Source organism: Spirosoma fluminis (assembly GCF_054778895.1).
On the sequence record NZ_BAAGZD010000007.1, the window covers coordinates 245,289 to 270,147 of the forward strand.

Annotated in this window: 29 protein-coding genes; 18 read left to right on the forward strand and 11 right to left on the reverse strand. The window is 49.5% G+C overall.

All coding sequences use genetic code 11. The annotated features are described in order from the left end of the window. Positions 1-32: 32 nt before the first annotated feature. Positions 33-968, forward strand: a complete 936-nt coding sequence (locus ACYVBJ_RS12620) for a hydroxypyruvate isomerase family protein (protein ID WP_460982656.1) — start codon at positions 33-35, stop codon at positions 966-968. 68 nt (positions 969-1,036) lie between these two features. On the opposite strand, the gene ACYVBJ_RS12625 is transcribed toward ACYVBJ_RS12620, so the two are convergent. The 3 genes from ACYVBJ_RS12625 to pnuC form a co-directional block, all read right to left on the reverse strand. Beyond that, positions 1,037-1,345 (reverse strand): isoamylase early set domain-containing protein, encoded by a 309-nt coding sequence (locus ACYVBJ_RS12625; protein ID WP_460982657.1) that lies wholly within the window; start codon positions 1,343-1,345, stop codon positions 1,037-1,039. 143 nt (positions 1,346-1,488) lie between these two features. Further along, on the reverse strand, positions 1,489-2,478 hold the full coding sequence (locus ACYVBJ_RS12630) for an AAA family ATPase (protein ID WP_460982658.1): 990 nt from the start codon (positions 2,476-2,478) through the stop codon (positions 1,489-1,491). Further along, positions 2,475-3,143, reverse strand: coding sequence for a nicotinamide riboside transporter PnuC (gene pnuC / locus ACYVBJ_RS12635; protein WP_460982659.1), 669 nt, complete (start codon positions 3,141-3,143; stop codon positions 2,475-2,477). The genes ACYVBJ_RS12630 and pnuC overlap by 4 nt, the downstream gene beginning before the upstream one ends. A 112-nt stretch (positions 3,144-3,255) precedes the next feature. Here pnuC and ACYVBJ_RS12640 point away from each other — a divergent pair, with 112 nt between their 5' ends. The 8 genes from ACYVBJ_RS12640 to ACYVBJ_RS12675 all read left to right on the forward strand — a co-directional run bounded on the left by ACYVBJ_RS12640 (position 3,256) and on the right by ACYVBJ_RS12675 (position 10,437). Then, positions 3,256-4,449 (forward strand): Gfo/Idh/MocA family protein, encoded by a 1,194-nt coding sequence (locus tag ACYVBJ_RS12640; protein WP_460982660.1) that lies wholly within the window; start codon positions 3,256-3,258, stop codon positions 4,447-4,449. A 145-nt stretch (positions 4,450-4,594) separates the two neighbouring features. Continuing rightward, positions 4,595-5,377 (forward strand): SDR family NAD(P)-dependent oxidoreductase, encoded by a 783-nt coding sequence (locus ACYVBJ_RS12645; RefSeq protein WP_460982661.1) that lies wholly within the window; start codon positions 4,595-4,597, stop codon positions 5,375-5,377. Beyond that, the gene (locus tag ACYVBJ_RS12650) at positions 5,374-6,279 is read left to right on the forward strand and encodes an ROK family protein (RefSeq protein ID WP_460982662.1); all 906 of its coding nucleotides are present in this window, start codon (positions 5,374-5,376) and stop codon (positions 6,277-6,279) included. The genes ACYVBJ_RS12645 and ACYVBJ_RS12650 overlap by 4 nt, the downstream gene beginning before the upstream one ends. A 127-nt stretch (positions 6,280-6,406) precedes the next feature. Further along, entirely contained in the window at positions 6,407-7,213 is an 807-nt protein-coding gene (locus ACYVBJ_RS12655) for a sugar isomerase domain-containing protein (protein WP_460982663.1), read from the forward strand. Then, the gene (locus ACYVBJ_RS12660; RefSeq protein ID WP_460982664.1) at positions 7,210-7,713 is read left to right on the forward strand and encodes a GNAT family N-acetyltransferase; all 504 of its coding nucleotides are present in this window, start codon (positions 7,210-7,212) and stop codon (positions 7,711-7,713) included. The genes ACYVBJ_RS12655 and ACYVBJ_RS12660 overlap by 4 nt, the downstream gene beginning before the upstream one ends. A gap of 251 nt (positions 7,714-7,964) precedes the next feature. Then, on the forward strand, positions 7,965-8,927 hold the full coding sequence (locus tag ACYVBJ_RS12665) for a phytanoyl-CoA dioxygenase family protein (protein WP_460982665.1): 963 nt from the start codon (positions 7,965-7,967) through the stop codon (positions 8,925-8,927). Positions 8,928-8,953: 26 nt separating this feature from the next. Continuing rightward, positions 8,954-9,322: a nuclear transport factor 2 family protein gene (locus ACYVBJ_RS12670; RefSeq protein ID WP_460982666.1), complete on the forward strand. Its 369-nt coding sequence runs from the start codon at positions 8,954-8,956 to the stop codon at positions 9,320-9,322. 80 nt (positions 9,323-9,402) lie between these two features. Further along, positions 9,403-10,437: a methionine synthase gene (locus ACYVBJ_RS12675; RefSeq protein WP_460982667.1), complete on the forward strand. Its 1,035-nt coding sequence runs from the start codon at positions 9,403-9,405 to the stop codon at positions 10,435-10,437. 1 nt (position 10,438) lies between these two features. Here ACYVBJ_RS12675 and ACYVBJ_RS12680 read toward each other — a convergent pair whose 3' ends face one another. Next, positions 10,439-11,005, reverse strand: a complete 567-nt coding sequence (locus tag ACYVBJ_RS12680) for an acyl-CoA thioesterase (protein WP_460982668.1) — start codon at positions 11,003-11,005, stop codon at positions 10,439-10,441. A gap of 134 nt (positions 11,006-11,139) precedes the next feature. Further along, positions 11,140-11,466 carry a HesB/IscA family protein gene (locus ACYVBJ_RS12685; RefSeq protein ID WP_460982669.1) on the reverse strand — a complete coding sequence of 109 codons (327 nt, stop codon included), beginning with the start codon at positions 11,464-11,466 and terminating at the stop codon, positions 11,140-11,142. A gap of 81 nt (positions 11,467-11,547) precedes the next feature. Here ACYVBJ_RS12685 and mce point away from each other — a divergent pair, with 81 nt between their 5' ends. From mce to ACYVBJ_RS12715, 6 genes are all read left to right on the forward strand, one after another. After that, positions 11,548-11,970 (forward strand): methylmalonyl-CoA epimerase, encoded by a 423-nt coding sequence (mce, locus tag ACYVBJ_RS12690; protein WP_460982670.1) that lies wholly within the window; start codon positions 11,548-11,550, stop codon positions 11,968-11,970. 198 nt (positions 11,971-12,168) lie between these two features. Next, positions 12,169-13,833 carry a M1 family metallopeptidase gene (locus tag ACYVBJ_RS12695; protein WP_460982671.1) on the forward strand — a complete coding sequence of 555 codons (1,665 nt, stop codon included), beginning with the start codon at positions 12,169-12,171 and terminating at the stop codon, positions 13,831-13,833. 35 nt (positions 13,834-13,868) lie between these two features. Beyond that, positions 13,869-15,035: an AAA family ATPase gene (locus ACYVBJ_RS12700; protein ID WP_460982672.1), complete on the forward strand. Its 1,167-nt coding sequence runs from the start codon at positions 13,869-13,871 to the stop codon at positions 15,033-15,035. After that, the gene (locus ACYVBJ_RS12705; protein ID WP_460982673.1) at positions 15,032-15,658 is read left to right on the forward strand and encodes a DUF4276 family protein; all 627 of its coding nucleotides are present in this window, start codon (positions 15,032-15,034) and stop codon (positions 15,656-15,658) included. The genes ACYVBJ_RS12700 and ACYVBJ_RS12705 overlap by 4 nt, the downstream gene beginning before the upstream one ends. After that, the gene (locus tag ACYVBJ_RS12710; protein ID WP_460982674.1) at positions 15,655-17,046 is read left to right on the forward strand and encodes a cystathionine beta-synthase; all 1,392 of its coding nucleotides are present in this window, start codon (positions 15,655-15,657) and stop codon (positions 17,044-17,046) included. Before ACYVBJ_RS12705 ends, ACYVBJ_RS12710 begins: the two co-directional genes overlap by 4 nt. Positions 17,047-17,116: 70 nt before the next feature. Beyond that, the gene (locus ACYVBJ_RS12715; protein ID WP_460982675.1) at positions 17,117-17,725 is read left to right on the forward strand and encodes a PDDEXK family nuclease; all 609 of its coding nucleotides are present in this window, start codon (positions 17,117-17,119) and stop codon (positions 17,723-17,725) included. Here the strand turns inward: ACYVBJ_RS12715 and rsgA are convergent, their stop codons facing one another. Both rsgA and ACYVBJ_RS12725 read right to left on the reverse strand, forming a co-directional pair. Further along, positions 17,726-18,652, reverse strand: coding sequence for a ribosome small subunit-dependent GTPase A (gene rsgA, locus ACYVBJ_RS12720; protein WP_460982676.1), 927 nt, complete (start codon positions 18,650-18,652; stop codon positions 17,726-17,728). Between the two features lie 41 nt (positions 18,653-18,693). Next, positions 18,694-19,941, reverse strand: coding sequence for a 3-deoxy-D-manno-octulosonic acid transferase (locus ACYVBJ_RS12725; RefSeq protein WP_460982677.1), 1,248 nt, complete (start codon positions 19,939-19,941; stop codon positions 18,694-18,696). A gap of 59 nt (positions 19,942-20,000) precedes the next feature. Between ACYVBJ_RS12725 and ACYVBJ_RS12730 the strand changes: the two genes are divergently transcribed. Together ACYVBJ_RS12730 and ytxJ are read left to right on the forward strand one after the other, a co-directional pair. Further along, the gene (locus ACYVBJ_RS12730) at positions 20,001-20,306 is read left to right on the forward strand and encodes a phosphoribosylpyrophosphate synthetase (protein ID WP_460982678.1); all 306 of its coding nucleotides are present in this window, start codon (positions 20,001-20,003) and stop codon (positions 20,304-20,306) included. Positions 20,307-20,361: 55 nt separating this feature from the next. Continuing rightward, on the forward strand, positions 20,362-20,691 hold the full coding sequence (gene ytxJ, locus ACYVBJ_RS12735) for a bacillithiol system redox-active protein YtxJ (protein ID WP_460978049.1): 330 nt from the start codon (positions 20,362-20,364) through the stop codon (positions 20,689-20,691). An 81-nt stretch (positions 20,692-20,772) separates the two neighbouring features. Here the strand turns inward: ytxJ and folB are convergent, their stop codons facing one another. From folB to ACYVBJ_RS12750, 3 genes are all read right to left on the reverse strand, one after another. After that, positions 20,773-21,123 carry a dihydroneopterin aldolase gene (gene folB, locus ACYVBJ_RS12740; protein ID WP_460982679.1) on the reverse strand — a complete coding sequence of 117 codons (351 nt, stop codon included), beginning with the start codon at positions 21,121-21,123 and terminating at the stop codon, positions 20,773-20,775. 80 nt (positions 21,124-21,203) lie between these two features. Next, complete coding sequence (locus ACYVBJ_RS12745) at positions 21,204-22,085, reverse strand: DivIVA domain-containing protein (RefSeq protein WP_460982680.1); 882 nt, start codon at positions 22,083-22,085, stop codon at positions 21,204-21,206. A gap of 118 nt (positions 22,086-22,203) precedes the next feature. Then, complete coding sequence (locus ACYVBJ_RS12750; RefSeq protein WP_460982681.1) at positions 22,204-23,103, reverse strand: WD40 repeat domain-containing protein; 900 nt, start codon at positions 23,101-23,103, stop codon at positions 22,204-22,206. An 81-nt stretch (positions 23,104-23,184) separates the two neighbouring features. Here ACYVBJ_RS12750 and ACYVBJ_RS12755 point away from each other — a divergent pair, with 81 nt between their 5' ends. Beyond that, positions 23,185-23,811 carry a 4'-phosphopantetheinyl transferase family protein gene (locus ACYVBJ_RS12755; RefSeq protein ID WP_460982682.1) on the forward strand — a complete coding sequence of 209 codons (627 nt, stop codon included), beginning with the start codon at positions 23,185-23,187 and terminating at the stop codon, positions 23,809-23,811. A gap of 60 nt (positions 23,812-23,871) precedes the next feature. Here the strand turns inward: ACYVBJ_RS12755 and ACYVBJ_RS12760 are convergent, their stop codons facing one another. Beyond that, on the reverse strand, positions 23,872-24,747 hold the full coding sequence (locus tag ACYVBJ_RS12760) for a transglutaminase-like domain-containing protein (protein WP_460982683.1): 876 nt from the start codon (positions 24,745-24,747) through the stop codon (positions 23,872-23,874). Between the last annotated feature and the right edge of the window lie 112 nt (positions 24,748-24,859).

Below are 24,859 nucleotides of genomic sequence, written 5' to 3' on the forward strand. Positions count from 1 at the left end.
TAGGTGAGCAGGCAAACTCTTCCTTAATCAATATGCAACGTCGCAATTTTGTAAAATCGACCCTAGGCCTTGCCGGAGCCGCTGTATCGGGTGAGGCCGTCGCCGGAAACTGGCATTCGCAGCCCACCTTGTTCGCTAAAAATAACTTCAAGCTCAAATATGCCCCGCACTTCGGCATGTTTGAAAACAGTGCAGGCAAAGACCCCATCGATCAACTGAAGTTCATGGCTGATCTGGGGTTTACGGCCCTGGAGGACAATGGCATGATGGGCCGCGACCCTGCTTTGCAGGAGAAAATAGGCAGCGAACTGGCCAGGCTCGGGATGACCATGGGCGTGTTCGTGCTCGACAAAGGCGGCAATTCGCAGAATACATTAGCCGCGGGCAAGAAAGAATACATCGACATCTTTCTGGATGGCTGCCGTAGGGCCGTTGAAACTGCCAAGCGGGTCAACGCCAAATGGACGACTGTTGTGCCCGGTGATTTTGAGCGTAATCTGCCCATCGGCGTACAGACCGGTAATGTGATCGACGCTCTGCGCCGGGGCGCTGACATCCTGGCTCCGGCCGGACTGACTATGGTGCTGGAGCCGCTCAGCGATACCCCGAATCTATTCTTACGTACCTCCGACCAGACATACGAAATCTGCCGGGCGGTGAACAGCCCTGCCTGCAAGATTCTGTTCGACGTTTATCACATGCAGAAGAACGAAGGGCATATTATTCCGCATATTAACTGGACCTGGAGCGAAATTGCGTACTTCCAGATTGGCGATAATCCGGGACGTAATGAACCCACGACCGGCGAAATCAACTATAAAAATATCTTTAAGCACATCTACCAGAAGTCTAAGGCCGAAAACAAAGAGTTTATCTTCGGTATGGAGCATGGCAAGTCGCAGAAGGGCAAAGAAGGTGAACTGGCGCTCATCAAAGCATATGTAGAGTCGGATAGCTTTACCGTTTAGCGAAACCACTCAGAAACAGGAAGGCCCGACCGATTGGTCGGGCCTTCCTGTTTCTGAGTAGATGTTGATTATAATACCACTACTGAGTTCTGTTCATTAGAAACCCCACTAGCTACGTATTTGTCGGCAGCCGAATCATTTTCCCATTTTGAACCGTCCAAAACGTAACGGAATTGGTATTCGTTGCCAACTGGCAGCTCAACCGTAGTCTTGTAAGAACCATCTTTCTGCTTCTTCAATGCCTGGGCAGTAGGATCCCAATTATTGAATTCTCCGGCCACCGCGACCGTCTTAGCTCCATTGACGGCTTCAGCCGACAATTCAAACGTTACTTTTGCAATTGGCTTGCTTTTAAGGAATTGTTTGGCAACTGCCATAATGAATACAAAGTTTGGTTTCAAATACAAAATTATACTATCAAGAAATTAAGATCATAATTATCAGTAGGTTACCGGCATAAATTCTTTAAATAATTATAATCAATGTATCTTGTATTATACTTATCTACTTGAAATACAGACTATTCTGTCTGATAATTTTCAGCCAGGCTTAACAGCTGGTTGGCAACAGCCCGGACGCTGGTCAGGCGTTCTGAATATGAGCCGCTTACCAGCGAATAAGATAGCTTTCGTTTGTCGAGTTCGTGCCGAAACCGATTCATCATCTCCTGTCTGCGGTGGCCCAAATCGCGTAGCCCATCGGCAATCCAGGGTACATCAATGTCGAGTAATACGTATGCATCATACGTCACCTGCTGCTCCAATTCATACAAAACCGGCGGAACCTGGCGGAGGTAGAGGTCGGAGTAAATCTGGGTCGTGATGACGTCGGTATCGCAAAACAAAATCCGGTTCGCCTGCCGCTCAGCCGTTTTGATCGCTTCCGTCTGGGCGTAACCAATCCGGATAATATCGTCGAGTGTAAAGTCATTGGACGTAATTAGGTCACGGGCAACCTCCGGAACAAAACTCGTCTGGTACTCAGTGGCCAGTACATGGGCCGTTGTGGTCTTGCCAACGCTCTCGGGGCCATACAGGCATATTTTCCTGACAAAATAAGGTCGTACTACGTCAGGAATATACGACCAGTATTGATAGGGGTGCTGCCTGATTTGCGTTGCGGACACAGACACAAGTTGACGCGTCGGATCGAACGATACGTGCTGGAGACCGGAGTGATGGGCCAATGGTGCGCCGTATTCTTCGGAGGAGAAAAACACACTAACGTCCGGAAACCGCTTTTTAACGAATGCGGCCCAGAGTTTGGTAACCTCCCACAGCGGTAAGGTTGGATCATGAAAGTCATCCGATTCGGCAACAACCTCAATGGTTGGGTAGGGGGCGAGGAGTTCCGTAAGCCAGTCTAACCGAAGCTTGGGATCAATGGGATCGGTTGGTGTAACGGTCATCGACACCATCAGATGGTCACATTGCCGTCGGGCAAACTCGATCAGGGCCAAATGACCTTTGTGAACCGGCATGAATTTGCCGAAAACTAAGCCTGTTGTCATGCCGTCTGGGTGGAATATGACCGATATTCTCTGGTCCAGTGCCAGGCACCAACCATAGCGACAAAACAGAACACGAAGTATTCAACGCCCACCAGCTTAACGCCTTTGACGAAGTACATATACGTCAGGATAATGTCGACCAACAGCCAGACGTACCAGCATTCCACCCGCTTCTCAATCATCAGGAACGTGGCCACAATGCTCATAACCGTTGTGAAGGAGTCGAGGTAAGGGAAAGCGCTGGGCTTGCTGAACAGAATCGGAAACCACTCGTGTAGGTTGCTGGCGAACGTACCCAGAAGTACGGTTGCCACTACGCCCAGGAACGTCCAGCTCATTAATTTTCGGGAAGGCATTCGGGTAATTTTTAGTTCTTGCTTGCCGTCGGCTTCTACCGGTGCGGGGTGCGCCCATCGCCACCAGCCCTGCAGGTTTGTAATAAAGAAAAACACCTGCAAGAACATATCCGGATAGAGTTGGATCTGATAGAACAGAAAGAAGAACAAGACGACGCTACCCGCGCCGATCGGCCAGCTCCAGATGTTAGCGCGTGCCGATAACCACACCGCGACCGCCCCGCTAACGACACCAAAAAATTCGAGGTAACTCATCGGGTAGTCCCAGACGGTAAAGAATAGGGTGTTGATGTCAAAAAAATCGGGCATCGTCGGCAGTAATCAGTCAGTGTTTCTCTACTTTAGTTCGCGGATTCACCGCCAGTCCTGCGCCGTGAATTCCGCGAAAGTACGGATTAACCCTTTACCTAAAACCTTACGTATGCAACGTATTGCTATGCTGGGAGGTGGCTTCATCGGCCGCTTCTACGCCGATTCGCTTCACGGTCAACGGAGCCGCGACAAAGTCGTAGCCATTTACGCCCGTCGGGAAGAAACCGCCAAAAAGTTTGCCGATGATTACGGCTGTTCCTTCATGTCGACCGATATGGAAGAGGTCATTGCCCATCCCGACGTAAACATGGTGTGCATTGCCTTGCCAAATAACCTTCATGCGTCAGCGGTTGAGCTTTGCGCCAAGCATAAAAAGAACGTCGTGTGCACAAAACCCCTGGGCCGTACGGCGGAAGAGGCACTGCGGATGATGCAACTGGTAGAAGAGGCTGGGATTTTCGGGGGGTACCTCGAAGACCTTTGTTACTCTCCCAAATTTTTGAAAGCGCTCGAATCGGTCAAAAACGGCGCTTTGGGCCGAATCCTCTGGGCAAAATCCCGCGAAACGCACCCTGGGCCGCATTCCAACTGGTTCTGGGATAAAGAGCAGGCCGGTGGCGGCTGCATGCTCGACTTAGGTTGCCACTGCGTCGAGATCGCCCGGAACTTCATCGGCAAAGATGTGAAACCGGTCGAGGTGATGTGCTGGGCGGCCACGCAGGTGAAGCCGATCGACGCCGAAGACCATGCCATTGCGCTGGTCAAATACGAAAACGGCGCAATCGGTCAGTTTGAAGTGAGCTGGACCTTCCGGGGCGGCATGGACCTCCGCGATGAGGTGATGGGCACGGAAGGGACGATCTGGATCAATAATTTCCTGCGTACCGGCTTCGAGATGTTCACAACCGGCAAAGGTGCTGATTACGTGGCCGAGAAAGCCGAATCGAATACCGGCTGGTTATTCCCAGTTGGCGATGAAGTGAATGATTTAGGCTATAATCACATGTTTACCGACATGTTTGTGGCGGTAGAGGAAGGCCGCCAACCGGCCGAAACGTTTTACGATGGATACGTGGTCAACGCGATTCTTGATGCCGCCTACAAGTCCGCTGAAACCAAACAGTGGGAGCCGGTGCAACTGCCCGTCTGGCGGGGTCAGGAAGGATTGACGCAGGAAACAACCTTAACCGAATACGACGCTGATCACTACCTCATCAAGCAGGAAATGACCCACGACGGCCGCAACAAGCTTATCCTGAAAGAAAAAGCCAGCGGAAAGATTATCGAGCGCGATTTAGTGTAACGTAATTGGCGGAGCTTCTTCTGAGGCTCCGCTTTTGCTTTAATAATTCGAATAGACTTCTACAGAAGCTTGCTGTGGGCAATCTTGGTGGACGTCAGTCTATTTCGTTTCTTGCGGCATAAATCAATTTGAGTCAACAAACAGGATGTGGTTAGAGAATAAACGTATTGTGGTGGTAGGTGGTACCACAGGGATGGGATTGTCGGCAGCCGTAGCGTTTGTCCGCGAAGGAGCACAAGTAGTGGTGGTAGGCCGGAATTCGGAAAGCTGCACAGCCGCTGAACAGCAGTTAGATGGCAATGGGCTAGCCATGTCAGGCGATGCCTCAGACCCCCAAACCGCTATTAAAGCCATTGCGCTTTGTCAGCAGATATTTGGTGGCTTCGATGGATTATACCACGTAGCAGGCGGCAGTGGACGCCGGTTCGGGGATGGCCCGCTTCATGATATAACCCTCGACGGCTGGAATTATACCGTCAACCTTAATCTTACGTCGTTGATGCTGTCGAACCAGGCGGCCGTTCGGGCGTTTCGGGCTCAAAAGACGGCCGGAGCTATTCTGAACATGGGATCGGTACTCGGGTCGTCGCCGTCGCCAGCCTACTTTGCTACCCATGCCTATGCCGCCGTTAAGTCAGCCGTTATCGGGTTTACAAAATCGGTGGCGGCCTACTACGCCAATGATAACATACGGATCAACGCCTTAGCACCATCTCTTGTCGAAACACCCATGGCCCAGCGAGCTACGAAAGATGATGCGATCATGTCGTTCACAAAAAGTAAGCAACCACTCGATGGCGGACGTATTGGACAACCCAGTGACCTCGATGGAGCCGCCGTCTATTTTATGTCCGACCAGTCGAAGTTTACAACCGGCCAGGTATTGACCGTCGACGGCGGTTGGAGTGTTAGCGAAGGGCAGCTATGAACGCAATCGGTATAGACCTTGGCGGCACCTGGATTAAAGGGGTGCTGATGAACAGCGATACCGGCGAAATTGTCAAGCAGCTATACCATCCTACCAACGGTAAGAAAGATCAGACTGACATTCACTGGAAGCAGGCCGTATTCGAAACCGTCAGAGAGCTTCGTGATTATTCGACCGAACCCGTTAAGATTACGGGCTTGTCGGCTCCCGGTTTGCCGAACGTAACCAATCAGTGCATTGCCTTCATGCCTGGTCGGCTGAGCGGTCTGGAAGGGTTCCATTGGGGCAGCTTCCTGAATGCAACCGTTCACGTCGTTAACGACGCACACGCTGCTTTACTGGCCGAAAGCCGCTTTGGTGTTGCCAAAGGCTGTCGGAACGTGGTCATGCTGACGCTCGGTACGGGCGTTGGGGGCGGTATCCTAATCGACGGCAAACTGTATCAGGGAAATTTCCAGAAGGCCGGTCATATCGGGCATGTAACTGTAGACGCCGAGGCCGATCGGGATATAACCGGAGCACCGGGTAGCCTGGAAGATGCCATTGGCAATGCAACAATCGAACGTCGGTCGCTGGGACGGTTTACCTCGACCTACCAACTGCTCGAAGCGTATAAACAAGGAGATTATTTCGCGCAGTGGGTCTGGTTATCGTCGGTCAGAAAGCTGGCGATAGGCATTAATTCACTCATCAACCTGTTTTCGCCCGATTTAGTCGTGCTGGGCGGGGGGATCACCCAGGCGGAAGATGATTTGCTACGCCCACTGGCTGATTTCCTGGGCTTGTATGAATGGCGACCGGGTGGTCAGGCTACACCGATTAAGATTGCTCATTTTGGTGATATGGCCGGTGCTATCGGCGCGGCCAGTTTTGCCCTTCAAAACCTGGATTTAGCTGATTAATGCTAATTGATTTGGTTAGTTGCTTTGAACAACGTATAAAGGATTTGGCTCAGAGAAGTATCAATGCTTGACTCATGATCTAATCAGCTCAGTCAGAATAAATCAGTTCAATCCCGGTCCAGACATTATGACTCTTCAATACATTCAAAAATGCCGCGCCATTCTAGATACGGTCGAAGCGCAGGAAGCTCAGATACAGCAAGCAGCAAACTGGTTCGCTGAGACGATTCTGGCGGGGCGCATGGTCCATGTGTTCGGCTCGGGACATAGCCGCATCATGGTCGAAGAGATGTGGCCACGCTATGGCTCGTTTCCGGGATTCAATCCCATTGTCGAATTGTCTCTTACGTTTCATAACCTGGTTGTTGGAGCCAACGGACAACGGCAGGCTATGTTTCTGGAGAATGTTCCTGGCTTGGCCGACCGAATTCTTCGCAACTACGACTTGTCAGATCAGGACTCAGCGCTGGTCATATCGTCGTCGGGCTGCAACGTAGTGCCTATTGAAATGGCTGAGCTGTTTCAGCAAAAGGGCGTAAAAGTTGTTGCCCTGATTACCAAAGAGCATTCGGAGAAGAGTACCAGTAAACGTACTGATGGCAAAAAATTAGGCGACTTCGCCGATTTGATTCTCGACACGGGGGCACCCGTTGGCGACGCGATGCTGACCGTTCCGGGTCTTGACACACCTGTTGCGCCGGGGAGTACAGTAGGCGGTGCTGTTATTGTCAATAGCATCAAGGCCGAAGTCGCGCGGCTGTTAACCGAAGCGGGTCGTCCGCCAAAGGTGTTAAGTGCAGGCGTGGTTGTGGGAGCCCAGCGGGCGGTTGATTTGTTCGAAGCGGCTTATGACGAACATGCGCATCGGCTGGCCAAATTATATAGTCATGTTGGCATTCGTAGTTACGTTAGCCAGGCCGATACTCAGTTATGATTGAAACGTTACGTCTGACTCTTATTCCCCTGACGCTCGATCAGGTTGTTTTACACGTTGCCGATGGGTATCGGCTTGAAGAAACGCTGGGGCTACGGCAAGGACATCGGAAAGTTGTTGAGCCTGTGCTAAGCGTGATTACCCATTTCACCATTCCCCGTTTGAAAGAATCTGCACGCGACCCGCTGTATCATACCATGTGGCTGGCCATTGATCGACAAAAACAGCAGATTGTTGCCGAAGCTAAATTCAAAGGTGAACCTGATGAAACGGGTGCTGTTGAAATTGGGTACGGTACGTATCCAGCTTTCCAGCGGCAGGGGTATATGTCGGAAATGGTGGGCGGACTCGTGGACTGGGCCGGGAAACAGCCCGGTGTGCTGCGCGTAGCCGCCGATACGGACGTCGAGAATGTAGCGTCGCAGAAGGTACTCGAAAAAAATAGATTTGCCCTGTTCAACCGGACAGAGAACCTGCTCTGGTGGCAATATGAATTTTAGTTGAGTGTAATAATAATCGCTATAAGAAACGAAAGCGCCGGAAGTCATGTCAACTTCCGGCGCTTTCGTTTTAATCAACTTTTAATGCTGACAGCTTAAGGTATCATGCTTATAATGAATACTTTGGCAGTCGTTTAGTTGGGTTCTTGTTACGTGCAACAGCTGTATGCCGTTCACTAAAATCAATTCATCCCACAGGCGATAAATGAAGTAGATTGATACCCTAATCATCACCCCAAACCTTTCTATCCATGAATAACCTTGCCGTAGCCCAGAAGATGAACCTGCCCTGGGTTGAATCTCCTTTCTTTAGTGATCTGCTGATGAAACGAAGCCTTACCGCCGAGCAGCAGGAAATGGTCACCCACTACAATCGTGAAGGATTTTTGCTCTTACGTCAGCAGGTTGCCCCTGAATTGATCGATCGTACTATAAAAGAAATCGAACATGAGTATCCGGCGAATGTAGGTGAGCAGCCCAGCCGACACCAGGATCTTTGGAAAAAGTACAGGACGGTACGTGATATTGCCAGCCAGCCTCAGATCTTCGACGTTCTTCGGCTGCTGTACGAACGCGAACCTATTCCCTTTCAAACGCTCAACTTCAAGTTTGGTACGCAGCAACGGGCGCACTCCGATACCATTCACTTCAGCAGTACACCCGCCCGCTTTATGTGTGGCGTATGGGTAGCACTGGAAGAGACGAACGCCAGCAATGGCCCGTTGTTTTATTATCCGCGGTCGCACCGGCAGAAGGAATTTAACTACTTCGACATCGGCATTGAAGCCCAGGAGAACTACGCCGAATACCCGCATTACGAAGACTTCATGGAGGAATTCATGGAAGCAAACGGCTACCAGCGGCAGGAAATTCACATGCAGAAAGGCGACGTCCTGATCTGGTCGTCGAACCTGGTTCACGGTGGGATGCCCATAAAAGGCGGTAACGTAACACGCTGGTCGCAGGTGACCCACTACTACTTCGAGGGCTGTATGTACTACTCCCCGCGTTTTTCCGATATGTTTGCCAACAACCTCAATCTGCGGCACGTAGTAAATATCGCTACAGGGAAAACGGTTCAGCACAGCGAGAACGGTAAGCCAATCGAGACGATCAATACCGGTAATTTCCGGTACGCTGTGAGCCACAACTTTACCTTACCAGTGCTACTTAAGGAAGTATTTAAGAAAGTGCTTGGCAAAAAGCCGTTCTAAGCGGTTAGTTGGCTACATTGCCGCCTATGCGGGAACTAATCGAACAGTATATTTCGGCCTATAACCGGATGGACGTGCCGGGCATGATGGATCTGTTGCACGATGTTATTGTCTTCGAGAACGTATCGAATACGTCGGGTATTACGGCCACGAGTGGGCGAACTCAGTTCGAGACGTTGGCCAGCCAGTCGCTGGGTGTATTTCAAAGCCGCAGGCAAACAATTCGCTCCCTGACACTAGGCGAACGGACGGCTGCTGCTGAGATTGAGTATGAAGGCGTTTTCGCAATTGATCTGCCCAATGGTTTTAAAAGGGGGGATACGTTATCGCTACGTGGGGTAACCATCTTTGCATTCAGCGACGGAAAGATCAGTCGGATCAGCGATTACAGCTGATTGGGTATTCGCCTATATTCGCGTGCCCGGATTGAACAGGGGCGAATACATTCCTACTCTTATTTAAACGGCTAACTCCTTTGCAACCCGTACCGATCAAAACAACCGTTGTTGGCTCAATGCCGTTTCCCGGCTGGCTTGAATTTTCGAGCCAGAACCTGTCGCAGTTTGGCCCTGCCGATATTAGTGAACTGATTGAAGACGCCGTAGTCGCGTCGGTTCACGATCAGGTGTCGGCTGGCCTGGACGTGATCAGCGACGGCGAACAAACCCGCTTTGATTTCAATCTGTCGTTCTACGGCTCTATTAACGGCATTCAGAATAACGAAACGGAACTACGTCGGTTTGGCCCACCGGCGCACGATCAGCGGGGAAAACATAACATTGTTGAGCCACTGTCGGCCCCCAAAGGCTTAGGTGTGGTGGAGGAATACCAGCGGTTAAAGCGATTAGCTCCGGCAGGCCAAGGTGTAAAGGTGTCGATTCCTGGTCCATACACACTGAGCGGTCGGCTGTTACCAGGAGATTTATATAAGGATCGCTGGGAAGTAACCGAAGCTCTACTGCCTTTGGTACGTAAAGAAATCGAAGATTTAGTCGCACTTGGCGTACCTGAAATTTGCGTGGACGAGCCGTCCATGTCGTGCTATGCGTATCGGGAAGATACAAAGCGGTTTGTCGATATTTTCAACCGGACGGTAGCACCGGGTGTCGGTAAAACCCGCTTATCGATGCATTTGTGTTTCGGGAATTACAAAGGCCGGTCGGTGGGTAAAAAGACCATTGCACCCATGCTCCCCGACTTTCTGGATATGACCGTCGACGAACTCCACTCCGAAATGACGATCCTCAATTTTGCCGAAGTAAATTTATTGGAACGATTCGCCGAGAAGTTTGACGTTGCTGTGGGCGTCATTGATGTAAAGAGCTATTACATCGAAACGCCTGACGACGTAGCCGAACGGATTCGCAGGTGTTTGCCGTACGTACCCGCCGAGAAACTAGCGGTTGCGCCCGACTGCGGCTTAAGCCAAACGGCGCGCTGGGCCGCCAAGCAAAAGCTGGCGAACATGGTTGCTGGAGCCAAAAAAATGCGGGCCGAACTCGGGTTCTAGATCAGGACAATTGATTCTTAAGATCATCGGTAAGTTGGCAGCGCTCGCTGGTCAATTTGCCGACGGTTTCGGTTAACAGCATTCGGGTTTTGGCATTATCGAAGTGTTCGCTGTAGCTGGTTCGTAACTCTTTGCGCTTTATAGCTTCCAGAAAACGGCGGGCATCGTCGGGTGTTTCAAGCAGTAAGGGAGGAACTTGAGCAGGCTGATCAGACTCGTCTTTGGCTACCATCGTGAAGTAGGACGTATTGGTGTGTTTCACAACGCCGGTTTTTACGTTCTCTGCAACGACCTTGATTCCCACCACGAGCGACGTCCGGCCAACGTAATTCACCGACGCCATCAGCGATACCAGTTCGCCAACCTCAACCGGCTGCCGAAAATTGACGCCGTCGGCCGATACAGTTACGCAGTATTGACCCGCATGTTTGGCCGAACAGGCGTAAGCGGCTTTATCCATTAAGGACAAGAGTATACCGCCATGTATTTTACCCCCAAAATTGGCATACGACGGAATCATTAACTCGGTAAGGGTCGTGCGCGAATGGCTTACAGGTTTTGCGGTCATCAGAACCGGGATTTATCAGGTTTTGCCTTAGACATAATTACGCTATTTCGTAATATAAAGCGCAAAACACAAAAAGGCCGCTGCGCAGCGGCCTCAAAATCAAGAAAAAACTCTCAATCCCGGTTCTGACTAAGTTACACAGCGAAACTCTCACCACAGCCGCAGGTACGGCTGGCGTTCGGGTTTTTAAACTGGAAACCTTTGCCATTCAGGCCGTCCGAAAAGTCAAGCTCAGTACCGGCAAGGTACAGCAGGCTTTTCCGGTCAACCAGAATTTTAATGCCTTTATCTTCAACGACATGGTCGGTTGGCTGCTGCGTGGCATCGAACTGAAGATCATACATCAGCCCTGAGCAACCCCCGCCCTGGACACCTACGCGGATAGCATACTCATCCGCAAGGCCGTCTTTCTGACGCAGCTCAATAATTTTGTCTTTGGCAATTTCTGAGACAGTAACCATAGTCGTAATACAGTCAAATTTGACGCGAATCGATACTAATCTATTAACTTTCCCCCAAACGGAAAAGTTCTTTTCTTACCTATGCTTACCAACGTTGAACATATCGGGATCGCCGTTCGCGACATCGCTACGTCGAATGACCTGTTTGCGAAGCTGCTGAACGTAGCGCCTTACAAAGCGGAAACGGTTGAATCAGAAGGCGTCACTACGTCTTTTTTTAAAGTAAATCCGGGCCACGGAAGGCAGACGAAGATTGAACTGCTCGAGGCCACGAATCCGGACAGTCCAATCGCCAAGTTTCTGGAGAAAAAAGGAGAGGGGATTCATCATCTGGCGTTCGAAGTCGATGATATTGTCGCCGAGATGGAGCGGCTAAAAAACCAGGGCTTTACGTTAGTAAGTGAAACGCCGAAGCGCGGAGCCGATAATAAACTGGTGTGTTTCCTGCACCCAAAAGGCACTAACGGTGTGCTGATTGAGCTGTGTCAGGAAATCAAAGAATAAACAATCCCGCTGATTCACTATGGGAGTTTTTTCGTCATTCTGACCGGTACGCCCACCGATACGACAGGAGAAATATTCTGTAGAGGCTGTTGCTTCCAGCTATAGAGATTTCTCCTGCCGTACCGGCGGGCGTACCGGTCAGAATGACGAAAATTAGCCAAAGTTAAATTTTGATCAGCATGGCAAACCGATTAGATAATGAATACCAAGTTATATAAGTTGATAAATCTTTTTCTATTGCTGACATCAGTTGTCTATGCGCAGCTACCCGATCGGTTGGCTCGCTACACGCAACCCGGCGTCGACGTATTGAATTACGCTTTTTCGCTCACCTTAAGTGATTCAACAAATCTGATTCGGGGCGAAGCCACAATTCGCTTCACCCGCACAGATGACCGTCAGACAGTCTGGTTCGATCTAGTTGGCGAACGTGCTGACTCCACCGTAACGGGAATGAAAGTCGGTGAGGTGCGTTTAGCCGATGGCAAGTCGACGCCCTTTACCCAACGTAACGATCGGGTTTTTATCAACTTACCTGCCGCCCCCAATCAGCCAACGGAACTCACGATACGCTACGTCGGTACGCCCGCGAAAGGGTTGATTATTAGTCGAAATAAGTTCGGCGAACGTACTTTCTTTGGCGACAACTGGCCAAACAATGCCCGGCATTACCTGCCCGTCGTTGATCATCCGTCTGACAAAGCGACCTGCTCGTTCACGATCAATGCGCCCGCTACGTATCGGGTAATCTCGAACGGGAAGTTACTGAGCGAAACGCCACAACCCAACGGCCGCAAGCTGACGCGCTGGCAGGAAAGCACACCCATACCAACCAAGGTGATGGTGATTGGCGCAGCCCGATTTGCCGTTGAAGAGGTTGGGGCAGTTGGTGGTGTACCGGTGCAGAGCTGGTTGTATCCTAACGACAGTCAGAAGGGCTTTGTTGATTATCGACCGGCCAAAAGTATCTTACAATTCTTCATCGACAAGGTCGGGCCGTACTCCTACGAGAAGCTGGCGAACGTACAATCGACAACGATTTTCGGCGGTATGGAAAATGCCAGTTGTATTTTCTACGATGAGAAAATCATTGTGGGCCGGAAAGATTCGGACGTTGAAGCGCTGCTGGCGCACGAAATTGCGCACCAGTGGTTTGGCAATTCGGCTACCGAAGCTGACTGGGCTCACCTTTGGTTGAGTGAAGGCTTTGCTACGTATTTCTCAGCCTTATATCTCGAACAGGCTTACGGCCGCGATACGTTAAACGCTGTACTGAACCAGAACAAGAACCAAATTTTTCGCTACACAGCTCTAAAGCCGAACAGCACGATCATCGACTCAACTACGACCAATCTGATGGATTTGCTGAACCCAAACCAATACCAGAAAGGCGGCTGGGTGCTGCACATGTTACGTCACGAACTTGGCGACGATCTGTTCTGGAAAGGTGTTCGGACGTATTACGAGAAGTTCCGCAATGCCAACGCGCGAACCAGCGATTTACAGGCGGTTATGGAAAACGTATCGGGCAAACGGTTAGGCCGGTTCTTCCATCAGTGGCTGTATCAACCGGGATTCCCGGACGTAGTGTGGGAGTCGAATTACGATGCGGCTAAAAAAGCGATGGTAATTGACGTGCGCCAGATTCAACGTACTGGCTCGCTCTATGTGTTGCCCCTCGTGTTCAGCATCCGCGATGCCAGTGGCCGTGAACTGACCCGCACTGGAAAGCTAACCATGAACGCCCAAACGCAGACGTTTACGGTTCCGGTAGCCAGCCGCCCGGCTACAGTGGTGATTGACCCTGACAACACAGTACTCATGCGGGCCGAAGCATCGAGCCGTACCCAACCGGGTAAGTAATTGCCTAACTTACAAGCAAATTAATCGCTACCGATATGCTCAAGCGCGTTTCTATCCAGAACTTCAAGAGCTTAAAAGACGTAACGCTCGACCTTCAAAAAGTCAACCTGCTCATCGGCCCTAACAACTCGGGCAAAACCAATTTTTTGAAGGCGCTAGAGTTTTTTGGGAAAAATATATATAGAAGTGTAAATGAGCAGAATTCTTTGTTTCCAAAGAATATATTACTTGATAAAAACTATGTATACCAAAAAAGCCTTTATAATAGATTGTATATTCACTTGATTTTCGATGAAAGCTTCGATAAACAGCCTAGTCAATTATCCCTGTTTGGAAATGCACTTGACTATCAGCATTTCAGGCTAAAGTCCGAAGAAGGAAACTACTATTATGAGCATTGGTTTAGTGGCGAGCAAAGTATAAATGCTAATAGTTTTTATGGTAGAGAGTATACAATGTCTAAGTCATACATTGATTTATATTTTAAACAAGTAGAGGTATTTACGATCAATCCCTATCTGGTTACAAGACCATATCCTTTGTTTCCTAATAGTGAAAGGATAAAATCAGATACATCTAACCTGGTTGCTTATTTAGATACGCTTAGGGATAAATACCCTGATATTTTTCGACAAATTGAATCTGATATAAATTTATTAATACCTGAATTCTCGCAAATACGATTTGATAATGTTGCTCCAGATAAAGAATTAAAAAAAAATTATGGAGATAAAACATATAAGAAATTTGGTTTATATAATGATAATCAAAATGAAATTTATTGGTCTGAAGAGTTATCGGAAGGTACAGTTTACTTTTTAATTCTGCTCTGCATTATTCACCAGCCACAACCTCCTAAGCTTTTGCTTCTTGAAGAGCCTGAACGTGGAATTCACCCACGCCGGATTCGGGAGGTGATGGACTTTATTTTTCGACTAGCAGAGGAAAAAAATATTCAGATTATTCTTACAACGCATAACGAGAATGTGCTAAACGAATTTACCTCTATGCCCGAGGCTGTATTTGTCTTTGAGAAAGATGAGGATGGTGCAACACGTGTTAAGAACTTACTGCGAGACATTATTGAACCCTCTAATCAACGAAGCCGGGAAACAGGTACAAAGGAGATCGATTTCACGAGTAATCTAGGTGAAAATTGGATGTATGGCTTGTTAGGTGGTGTTCCTGAAGAAGCTTTATGAGAACACCACTAATATATACACTTGTCGCCGAAGGTTTTGCCGAGTACTCATTTATACCGGTTTATTTAAAGCGTTTAGCCGCTGAAAAAGGATTGCAGGTAAAACGTAGCAGTTTAGATTTATTAAAGAAACAGCCAAGCAAGTCGAAGGTATTGTATGAAGCAGAAGAGCTGTGTTTGAAAGCACTGCGCGATGAAAAACAGTCGTTTTGCATCGTTGGTGTAGATCTAGACAAAGCAGATCATACGGATGAGCAACACGAGCATACTGCTGAATGTAACAAGTTGACCAAGGCATTGGGTACGGCTTACAAGACGTACAAAGGCCAAATCTACATTTATGTGCCCGTTCAAGCCGTTGAACATTGGCTGCTGTATCAGGCTTATAAAGTGAAGTCAATTGATAAACCAAGTAAAGATAGTGTTGAAAAAGAGCCTCAGGGTAAACTTAAAAAGAGACTTTATGACGGCAGAGACGATCGTCGAAAAATGCAGGCTATAGCACAAGCAATTGCTGAGAATGCCGACTTCGACGAACTCGCTAAACAATCGCGCAGCTTTGCTCATTTTCATAATCAGGTACTAAACTTCCTGAACCAGTACAACAAAACTTCATCAACATGAACTACTACAACACCATTGTCGATACCATCGGCAATACGCCCTTAGTCAAACTCAACAACGTAACGAAAGGCATCCGGGGGACAATTCTCGCCAAGGTCGAGTACTTCAACCCCGGTAACTCGGTGAAAGACCGTATCGCCATTCGGATGATCGAGGATGCTGAGAAACAGGGAATCTTAAAACCTGGCGGCACCATCATCGAGGGTACCAGCGGAAATACGGGCTTCGGTCTGGCGCTGGCGGCTATTGCGAAGGGCTATAAGTGCATCTTTACGATGGCAGATAAGCAGTCGAAGGAGAAAATTGATATTCTGCGGGCGGTCGGGGCTGAGGTCGTGGTTTGCCCCACGAACGTAGCGCCCGATGATCCGCGTTCCTACTATTCGGTTGCCAGAAAACTGAACCGCGATATCCCCAACTCGCTCTATCCAAACCAGTACGATAACCCATCTAATACGGCCGCGCACTACGAGACGACCGGCCCCGAAATCTGGCGGGATACCGACGGACGCATTACCCACTTTGCGGCTTCGGTCGGTACGGGTGGGACGATCAGCGGTACGTCGAAATTCCTGAAAGAACAGAATCCGAATCTGTTTACGTTAGGCCTGGATACGTATGGCTCGGTGTTTAAGAAGTATAAAGAAACGGGCATCTTCGATCCGGGCGAAATCTATCCGTATCTCACCGAAGGCATCGGCGAAGATATTTTGCCGCAGAACGTCAACTTCGATGTAATCGATCAGTTTATTAAAGTAACCGATCGCGATGCCGCTATTATGACGCGTCGACTGTCGCGGGAAGAAGGCTTATTCGTTGGCTGGTCGTGTGGTACGGCCGTGCACGGTGCGTTGGAATGGGCGAAAGAAAACCTGACCGACGAGGACGTAATGGTTATTCTGCTGCCCGACCACGGTACGCGTTACCTCGCCAAGATCTACAACGACACCTGGATGAAAGACCACGGTTTTCTGGAAGATCGGTCGTTCAAAACCGCCCGCGATATCGTTCACAACAAAAACGGCGGTGCGACGAATCGACAGTCGCAATTGACAACCATTGGTTCGGGGGTATCGGTAAGTCAGGCGATTCAGGTATTGAATCGCTACGGTATTTCACAGATTCCCGTTACTGACGAAGGAGGTCAAATTGTGGGTAGCCTAACCGACTCAACGGTATTAACGCGACTCATTGAAGATCCCGCAATCAAAGACCACGCCGTCAGCGAAGTCATGGACAAACCGTTCAAATTTGTCGGGCTGGACAATACTATCGACGCGCTTTCGTCGCTCATCGACCGAGATAATAAAGCGTTGCTGGTGCGCGACGAAAAAGAGCAGGTGCACATTATTACGCAAGCCGATCTGCTAGCCGCTATGACGAACTAAGAAATATACCGCAGGGCAGCCCTGCGGTATACTTTTGAAACCTTTATATATTGTCTTAAATCGAAAGGCTATGGCAACAGAACTGACGACGATGGAACCTGAAGCAGCGCAGCAGGCCATTCCGTCTTACCTGATTTATGAGACGCTCAACGGGAAACCCTTATACCGCAGGGGTTATAAAGATGTTTTAGCAAACCGAAAAACTCCCGGCGAAATCATGGGCTGTAGTGATCTACAAGCGATAATAGTATCTGCTCTGTATCTGTATCTAGGAAATCACACCAACCGCAAAGCTTACTGGGTTGTTACGAATGAGCCGGGTTTACACTTGCAATTAGGCGGCAATCTAGCTAATGACATCGCCTTTTACGAAAAGGAAAAAGTAACCATCAAGGGGAAGTTTTTCGATGTAGCGCCAAAGGTTGTTGTCGAGGTCGACATTAAGGTTGATCTGGAAGCTTTTCCAGCCATGGAGCAGGATTATGTTCACCAGAAAACGCAGGCCATGCTCGATTTCGGCACAGAACGCGTTATCTGGATTACGACCCAATCGCGGAAAGTACTCGTCGCTACCAAAGGCGAAAACTGGATTACCGTCAACTGGGATACTCCTGTTCCGGTTATGGACGATATTACGCTCAACGTAGCAGCTATCCTGACCGAAGAAGGCGTATTGTGATCAACGCCTATTGTCTCCGCCTTCCATCATGCTCAGGTAGCTCATGTAACGGCTTTCGGCGATTTCGCCTTCCCCAACGGCGTCTTTGACGGCGCAGCCGGGTTCGTTGATGTGCAGGCAGTTATGAAACCGGCATTGGTTGAGTCGATCGCGCATTTCAGGGAAATAATGGCTGATCTCTTCTTTCGACGTATCAATCAAGCCAAGCTCTTTGATGCCCGGCGTATCAATGATGTACGTATCAGGAGCCAGTTCGAACATCTCGGCAAACGTAGTCGTGTGAACGCCCTTATTGGCAAACGTTGACACTTCGTTGGTACGTAGGTTCAGATCGGGCGCAATGGCGTTGACCAGCGTAGATTTTCCCACCCCCGAGTGCCCTGATAATAACGTTACTTTATGGTTGAGGAGTTGCCGAAACTCGTCAACGCCTACGCCCTCCGTTGCCGACGTAGTGAGGCATTTATAGCCGATACGCTCGTACATGTCCATAATCTCCTGCTGATACGCAAGCCCTTCATCGTTCAGAATATCGGTTTTGTTAAAGACCACCGTTGTCGGGATGCGGAACGACTCGGCCGATACCAAAAAGCGGTCGATAAAGCCTAGCGATGTGCGCGGCAAGGTCAGCGTGGCCAGCAAAACAGCTTGGTCGAGATTGGCGGCCAGAATATGGCCATGAGCCGTTTTATGTACCGATTTTCGGATAATATAATTTTCGCGGGGCTCAATGTCAGTGATGACAGCTGTATTTTCGGCTTCATCCTCAACGTCAAATACGACCCGGTCGCCCACCGCAATCGGGTTGGTGACTTTTAAGCCGGCAATTTTGAACTTGCCTTTTAAACGACCCTGATAGATATGACCATCCGCATTACGGATGTCGTACCAGGAACCGGTGGAGCGTATGACTAAACCTTGCTGCAATGGGGTAAAAGTGAAAGGGTGACAGAGCAAAAGAGCGGGGATTAAAGCCCTCTTTTGCTCATTAAGTACTTTACAACCTTCATAACCTGTGCGGTTGCGCCAATGTTCCGCTGCACGTAATTACGGCTGATCTGGGCTGCTTCGGCTGCGTTAGCGTACTGTTGCGCAAAGGCGGTTGATAACGCATCAACAGTGCCAATCGAGAAGGCCCCACCTTCGTTAACCAGATCAACTGCTTCCTGAAATTTGCTGTATTCAGGACCAAAGAAAATAGGCATACCAAACGTAGCAGCCTCCAGGATGTTATGCAATCCCTGCTTAAACGCCCCACCTATATAAGCAAACTCGCCGTACTGGTAGAGTGACGACAGCATCCCGATGTTGTCAATAATCAGTACGTCGGCCGTGGCTACGTTGGTGTCAGCAGCCTGTGAAAACCGAACCGACGACTTTGTTAACTGGCCTCGCCAACGTTCGATTTCAGGATCGTGAATCTCGTGGGGAGCAATAATAATTTTAAGCGGTTGATTGAATCGGTTAATGAACGGAATCAGAACGTCCATGTCTTCGGGCCAGGCGCTACCCACAATAAGCAAAAGCTGACCGGCTTTGAAAACCTGCGCCAGCGGTATGTCTTTCCGGGCTGCTGCCGTCTGCGCAACCCGGTCGAATCGGGTGTCACCGGCCAACGTTACGTTCGTGATGCCAATGGTGGCCAGTAACGTAACCGACTGCTGGTTCTGTACCAGAATATGATCAAAACAGTGAAGCAGATTACGATAAAAGCCACCGTAAGGCTTGAAAAATAGCTGCTCCGGTCGGAATATGGCCGAAAAGGATACAATGGGTACGTTAGCCGCCCGTAACGTATGCAGGTAATGATGCCAGAATTCGTACTTGATAAAGAAGACAATTTCAAGATTTACCAACGCTACGAACTGGCATGCATTCGCGGGCGTATCGGCGGGTAGGTACGTAACGTAATCGGCTCCGTCGTAATCCTTACGAACCTCGTACCCCGACGGAGAAAAGAAAGTAAGCAGGATTTTGTAATTCGGATAAGCCTCTCGAAAAGCCTCGATAACCGGACGGCCCTGCTCAAATTCACCGAGCGAAGCTGCGTGAAACCAGGCGACAGGCTGCCTATTCCCGGCCATCATTTTTGCCAGGTGTGCTGCCCAGCCTTTTCGTCCGTCAACCCACTGCCGGGCCTTACGATTAAATGGAGCAACAGCCCGCAGCAGCAGTTCAAATGCGTGAATTCCTGTGGTATAGAGTGCTGAAAACAAGCCAGTACGCTGTTAGTTATATGTACAAAGCTACAAACTCACCCGCAAACCGCCCGACTATGCCTGGCTATGAAACGCTCACCGAAGCGCTGGATGATCTCAGAAAACAAGGGTACACAAGAGACTATAACCTGAAAGCGGATCACCTCAAGTGTCAGCAGGATGCCCTTGAACTGCATCCCGAGGACTTTACGATTGCCAGTTTTTACCGGTTTGAAGGGATGACCGACCCCGATGACGAAACTATTCTGTACGCAATTGACGAGAAGAATGGACAACGCGGAACCCTCGTAGATGCCTATGGACCCTATGCCGATGCACTATCCACCGAGATGGTACAAAAGCTCGCCATTCGGCGTCAATAAGCGAACTTTTCAGGCTGAAAAAAGCTTCTACGTCAACAGAGTGCGTGTTGATACAATGAACTGGAATAAACTAACAAACGACGCTCAACTCGAAGCCATTAAAGACGAGTCGGCGAAACAGCCGGTGCTGATTTTTAAGCACAGTACAACCTGTTCAATCAGCGCCATGGCCCTGAGCCGTATGGAGCGTAACTGGAATGATCAATTGGGGGTTAAGCCGTACTATCTGGACTTACATGCCAATCGATCAATTTCGAAGAAAGTAGAAAGTGAATTTGGGGTTGAGCACGAATCACCTCAGGTCCTGCTCATCAAGAATGGTACCTGTGTTTACGATGCTTCACACATGGCCATTTCCTTTGCGGGTCTACAGCAAGCAGTATAGGAAAAGAAGGTTGAAGGGGAAGAAGGGGTATAGGTGTCGCTTGTTACAACCTGTTCTTTTCTTCCCCTTCAACCTTCTTACTTATTCCCTCAGTGTAATCTTAGCCCGATGGCAGACGCCCCCAATCGGCGGGTTAAACTTGGATACGCTAACTTCTACGGTTTGCAGATCCGCGTATTTTGATCGAATCTCCTGAATGATACGGTGCGCAATGTGTTCCAGCAAGCGGGCGGGCTGTTGCATAACCATAGCTGTAATGCGATATAAATCCTCGTAGTTGACCGTTGCGCTTAGCCGGTCACGTCGGGCCGCTTCCGAAAAGTCGGCCGTAACGACAATATCGACAGAATACTTATTGCCAATCTTTTGCTCCTCATCATAGAATCCATGATAGGAGAAAAATTCGAGGCCTTCCAGGGCAATGGTTCCCATAAAAATATAACCTGATTAACGCTCGGTTTTCAGGGTTTTGCTGCCTGAATCCCACGTTGCTCCGTCAGGCTATTGCGTAATTAGATCTGATCGAAAAATGAGCCGCTTTTCTTGGGCTGACTGTCATCTGCAACCGTTGCCGGGACTTCTTCAACGGCCGTTGACTCCGGTAGAGTTGGCTCATCCGCAACGGTCTCCGCCGAATCTGCATTTGTGGGTTCGGCAGTAGGCGTAGGCGACGAATGGTCTGTTTGCTCAATGGCCTCGTCAAGTTTGTCAACGAGCGCTTCATCAACCGGAATGGCTTCGGGAACTGCCGACTCACGTTCGGTTAACGGAGGGAGTTCAGCCGCCGGTGCTGAAGCAGATTCATCGCCATCTTCCTGAAGATCATCTTTAATCTGACTGGTTACTTCATCAATTTTTCCTTTCAGATTCTGCTTGGCAAACTTTTTCTCGAAGCGCTCTACGGTGTCAACCGCGTTGCTGGCCAGGCTGCGAATCTGAACGGCGAGGTTTTCCTTATAGCTTTCCAGTGCCTTGAAATCATACTCCATGGCTTTCAGGTCATTGAGTATGTTGTCTTTCAAATATCGGGCCTGATTTTCAGCGTCCTGCACCATCAACGCCGACCGTTTACGGGCTTCAGCCAGTAGTTCATCGGCTTTCTGACGGGCTTCGGCAACATATTGTTCAGCGGCTTTATTGGCCTGATCGGTAATTTGTGTGCTGGTATCTTCGGCCGTTTTAAGCGTCCGGAAAAGCGTCATCTCGACCTCTTTCAGCTTCCCTAACTCTTTTTCGGCTAATTCAAGCTGCATTTTCAGCATTTTGTATTCGCCGGTAACACGTTCCCATTCCTGAGATAACGAAGCCAGAAATGCATCGACATCCTCGGGTTTATAACCACGCAACCCTTTATCAAATGTATGCTGCCGGATTTCTATAGCCGTAATTTTCATCGGTGCGCTTAGGGTTTGGTAGGTTTTGTCTACACTGGTAAGGGTGAATTAACGTCCTTAATGCGAATTTTACAAAAAAAGCAACAAAATCGGCGGTTTTCCGACCAAATGATGAGAATCAGGTCAACTTCCAGACCGAAATCGTCCGGTCGTCGCTGGCCGAAAGTAACTGGTTATCGCGGTTAACCCACAACAATTTATTAACCGATGTGCCGTGTCCCGCATGTCGGGCCCGATCGACTACTTTCAGCAGACGGTACGTTTCGGCATCCCAGATTTTAATGGATTTGTCCATACTCGCCGTCGCGAACCACGTACCATCCGGGCTAAACGTAAGGTGATTAATGGCAAACATGTGCGCGACAATGTCGTTCTGGAGGGCGTAGGCTTTTTCTACGTCCCATACTTTCAGATGAGCATCGCGCCCGGCCGTTAACAGGTAGCGAAGATCGTTCGAATACGTAACGGTGAATACCGAGTTGGTGTGCGCCGGGATGATTCGTTTTAACTCGTATGTCTGTAGATCAAAGATGCGCACAGTCGTGTCGCTGTAGCCGACGGCCATTTCCCGCTCCACGGGATTAATGGCGATGCACCGGGCCGATTGATCCGACGCTTTCAAATGCTTACGTACCACTACCTGCTCCGCATCCAGCACGACGACCACTCCATCAGCCAGGGCCACAAACGCATCGGTCTTGTAAAATTTGATGTCGAATATAGCCGCTGAGGTCAGGTTGAGCGAGTAGACTTCCTGTTGGCGGGCGGTATCGATTATGTGAATGCCCTCATAGTTCTGTCCAACCCACAGATAGCCGGTGGTGGGGTGGAGCGCCAGGGCATATACAGACGCCGGGATTTTGGCCACTACGTTGCCCAGGTCCGGCCGGTCGAGTTGCCACTGCACCACCATACCATCGCCCCCCGCCGAAAAAAACTGGTCGGCTGCGGAGCCCCGCTCCAGAGCATACACGCAGTCGCGGTGTCCGCCGAACGTATCGATTTTTTCTACAAGCACAGGTAAATCAGAATTAACGATCAAAGGTAAGGAAAGCGGCTTTGTCTTTCTTTTTTCTGAGCCTATTGCGACTTTTGGCGTGTGACACGTAAGCTATTTATAAACGACGACTGCGCGGTACTCCTCTGGTCAATCACCGAAGATGAGGCCATGCTTCGCCATCAATTGCCCCTTACATCCTTAGAATTAGAGGAGTTGAACAGTATTCGCCATCCGGTTCAGCGGGTCGAATGGCTGGCCTGTCGGGCTGCTGTTCAACAGCTCACTCAGGAGCAGGGACTTGCGTACACTGGTCTGGTAAAAGACGAGTTTGGTAAACCACATCTGCTCAATGCACCCTGGCATATTTCGCTGTCGCACACCACAGGCTGGGCCGCTGCTGCACTGCACCGGTCGCGCCCCGTGGGTATAGATATTGAGCCACTGCGGGCGCAGCTTCAGCGCGTAGTGCCGCGGGTTCTGTCGGAAAGTGAAATTGCACACGCAGCGGGGGATGTGGGGCGATTGGCTGTTTACTGGTGCGCTAAAGAAGCATTGTATAAACTCTACGGAAAACGGGAGCTTACGTTTCGGGAACATTTACATGTAGAGCCGTTTGCCGACGAAGCTGAGCACCTCGTTGGTCATGTCCGGTTGCCCGATCACGAAGAGCAACTTACGGTACGTTGTTTTCATGTAGGCCCCGGATTACTGGCCGTAGCATTTTAATGAGTTATAGAATTGTACAGTTAATGTGTGAAACCAACTATACAACTCTATAACTGCTTTTTACCGTTGCGTATAATCAGAAAGGGGGAGGCCGTCGCCATCATCGCGGACCGTGTTCAGGATCTGCTCAACTTCGCGAACGCGCTCGGTATCGCCGTTCTTCTCGAAGGCCAGGGTCAGGTTTCGTAGCACCCGGCGCACAATGTCGGCATTGGTGCAGGGTTGGTAGAACGTATCGAGCCGCTTCAGATTAAGCTGATCAATATATTGGTCAATGTCTTTGCGGGTGAAAACCAGCCCCCGGTTAAACACATTGATGTAAAACTGAACCCCGCTGCTATTTTTGTAGGTCAGCACGAACAGATTCGGCAGATTGACACCGTAGATAGGCATGTTCAGCCGTTTGGCAATCAGCATGTACAGCACACATAACGTAATCGGATTGCCCCGGCGCGTTTCGAGCACCTGATTAATCATGGAGTTAGACGGCGAGTGAAAATGCTTGGTGTTAGGCGCAAATTTCAGCCTGGTAAAAAACGCGTTATTCATCGCCTTTACCTGCTCGTCGGGGTGCATCTCCGGCTTGATATCCAGCCAAACTTCATAATAAAGCTGCTCTACGTCCTGTTTTAGCTTATCCAGCGAAAGGTCGGGGTATTGATAGGTGGCCACAATCCAGAGGCCTTCGAGCAGGTCCATCGCCCCCCCGTTTTTCCAGTCGCGCATCCGATCAAGCACCGATTCGTACTGAAGGTCGTGAATCAGCTCTTCAATCCGTTTTTGCAAAGCTGAGCTAAAGCTGCCTTCCCACTCGGTCTCCAGCAGAGGAATCATTTGACCACCTAATTGCCGGATTTGCTGTTCGACGTGTTCCACTACTTCCTGGTCTTCGTCGTCTAAGAGCGATATAAGTGCTTTTAATTCGTTGTCGTTCATTCGATTTTACTCCTTTGTTGAGTAGCCCCAGGATAAATACTACTTTCGGAAACCTATTGAATATACTACTTTTGTCTGGTTTTACGACCTATCCTGCTAAAGTAATAACAAA

What these genes read in the sequence shown, in the direction of transcription:
- ACYVBJ_RS12620 (WP_460982656.1), top strand. Translation starts at nt 33, where the DNA reads ATGCAACGTCGCAATTTTGTAAAATCGACCCTAGGCCTTGCCGGAGCC.
- ACYVBJ_RS12625 (WP_460982657.1), bottom strand. Translation starts at nt 1,345, where the DNA reads ATGGCAGTTGCCAAACAATTCCTTAAAAGCAAGCCAATTGCAAAAGTA.
- ACYVBJ_RS12630 (WP_460982658.1), bottom strand. Translation starts at nt 2,478, where the DNA reads ATGACAACAGGCTTAGTTTTCGGCAAATTCATGCCGGTTCACAAAGGT.
- pnuC (WP_460982659.1), bottom strand. Translation starts at nt 3,143, where the DNA reads ATGCCCGATTTTTTTGACATCAACACCCTATTCTTTACCGTCTGGGAC.
- ACYVBJ_RS12640 (WP_460982660.1), top strand. Translation starts at nt 3,256, where the DNA reads ATGCAACGTATTGCTATGCTGGGAGGTGGCTTCATCGGCCGCTTCTAC.
- ACYVBJ_RS12645 (WP_460982661.1), top strand. Translation starts at nt 4,595, where the DNA reads ATGTGGTTAGAGAATAAACGTATTGTGGTGGTAGGTGGTACCACAGGG.
- ACYVBJ_RS12650 (WP_460982662.1), top strand. Translation starts at nt 5,374, where the DNA reads ATGAACGCAATCGGTATAGACCTTGGCGGCACCTGGATTAAAGGGGTG.
- ACYVBJ_RS12655 (WP_460982663.1), top strand. Translation starts at nt 6,407, where the DNA reads ATGACTCTTCAATACATTCAAAAATGCCGCGCCATTCTAGATACGGTC.
- ACYVBJ_RS12660 (WP_460982664.1), top strand. Translation starts at nt 7,210, where the DNA reads ATGATTGAAACGTTACGTCTGACTCTTATTCCCCTGACGCTCGATCAG.
- ACYVBJ_RS12665 (WP_460982665.1), top strand. Translation starts at nt 7,965, where the DNA reads ATGAATAACCTTGCCGTAGCCCAGAAGATGAACCTGCCCTGGGTTGAA.
- ACYVBJ_RS12670 (WP_460982666.1), top strand. Translation starts at nt 8,954, where the DNA reads ATGCGGGAACTAATCGAACAGTATATTTCGGCCTATAACCGGATGGAC.
- ACYVBJ_RS12680 (WP_460982668.1), bottom strand. Translation starts at nt 11,005, where the DNA reads ATGACCGCAAAACCTGTAAGCCATTCGCGCACGACCCTTACCGAGTTA.
- ACYVBJ_RS12685 (WP_460982669.1), bottom strand. Translation starts at nt 11,466, where the DNA reads ATGGTTACTGTCTCAGAAATTGCCAAAGACAAAATTATTGAGCTGCGT.
- mce (WP_460982670.1), top strand. Translation starts at nt 11,548, where the DNA reads ATGCTTACCAACGTTGAACATATCGGGATCGCCGTTCGCGACATCGCT.
- ACYVBJ_RS12695 (WP_460982671.1), top strand. Translation starts at nt 12,169, where the DNA reads ATGAATACCAAGTTATATAAGTTGATAAATCTTTTTCTATTGCTGACA.
- ACYVBJ_RS12700 (WP_460982672.1), top strand. Translation starts at nt 13,869, where the DNA reads ATGCTCAAGCGCGTTTCTATCCAGAACTTCAAGAGCTTAAAAGACGTA.
- ACYVBJ_RS12705 (WP_460982673.1), top strand. Translation starts at nt 15,032, where the DNA reads ATGAGAACACCACTAATATATACACTTGTCGCCGAAGGTTTTGCCGAG.
- ACYVBJ_RS12710 (WP_460982674.1), top strand. Translation starts at nt 15,655, where the DNA reads ATGAACTACTACAACACCATTGTCGATACCATCGGCAATACGCCCTTA.
- ACYVBJ_RS12715 (WP_460982675.1), top strand. Translation starts at nt 17,117, where the DNA reads ATGGCAACAGAACTGACGACGATGGAACCTGAAGCAGCGCAGCAGGCC.
- ACYVBJ_RS12730 (WP_460982678.1), top strand. Translation starts at nt 20,001, where the DNA reads ATGCCTGGCTATGAAACGCTCACCGAAGCGCTGGATGATCTCAGAAAA.
- ytxJ (WP_460978049.1), top strand. Translation starts at nt 20,362, where the DNA reads ATGAACTGGAATAAACTAACAAACGACGCTCAACTCGAAGCCATTAAA.
- folB (WP_460982679.1), bottom strand. Translation starts at nt 21,123, where the DNA reads ATGGGAACCATTGCCCTGGAAGGCCTCGAATTTTTCTCCTATCATGGA.
- ACYVBJ_RS12745 (WP_460982680.1), bottom strand. Translation starts at nt 22,085, where the DNA reads ATGAAAATTACGGCTATAGAAATCCGGCAGCATACATTTGATAAAGGG.
- ACYVBJ_RS12760 (WP_460982683.1), bottom strand. Translation starts at nt 24,747, where the DNA reads ATGAACGACAACGAATTAAAAGCACTTATATCGCTCTTAGACGACGAA.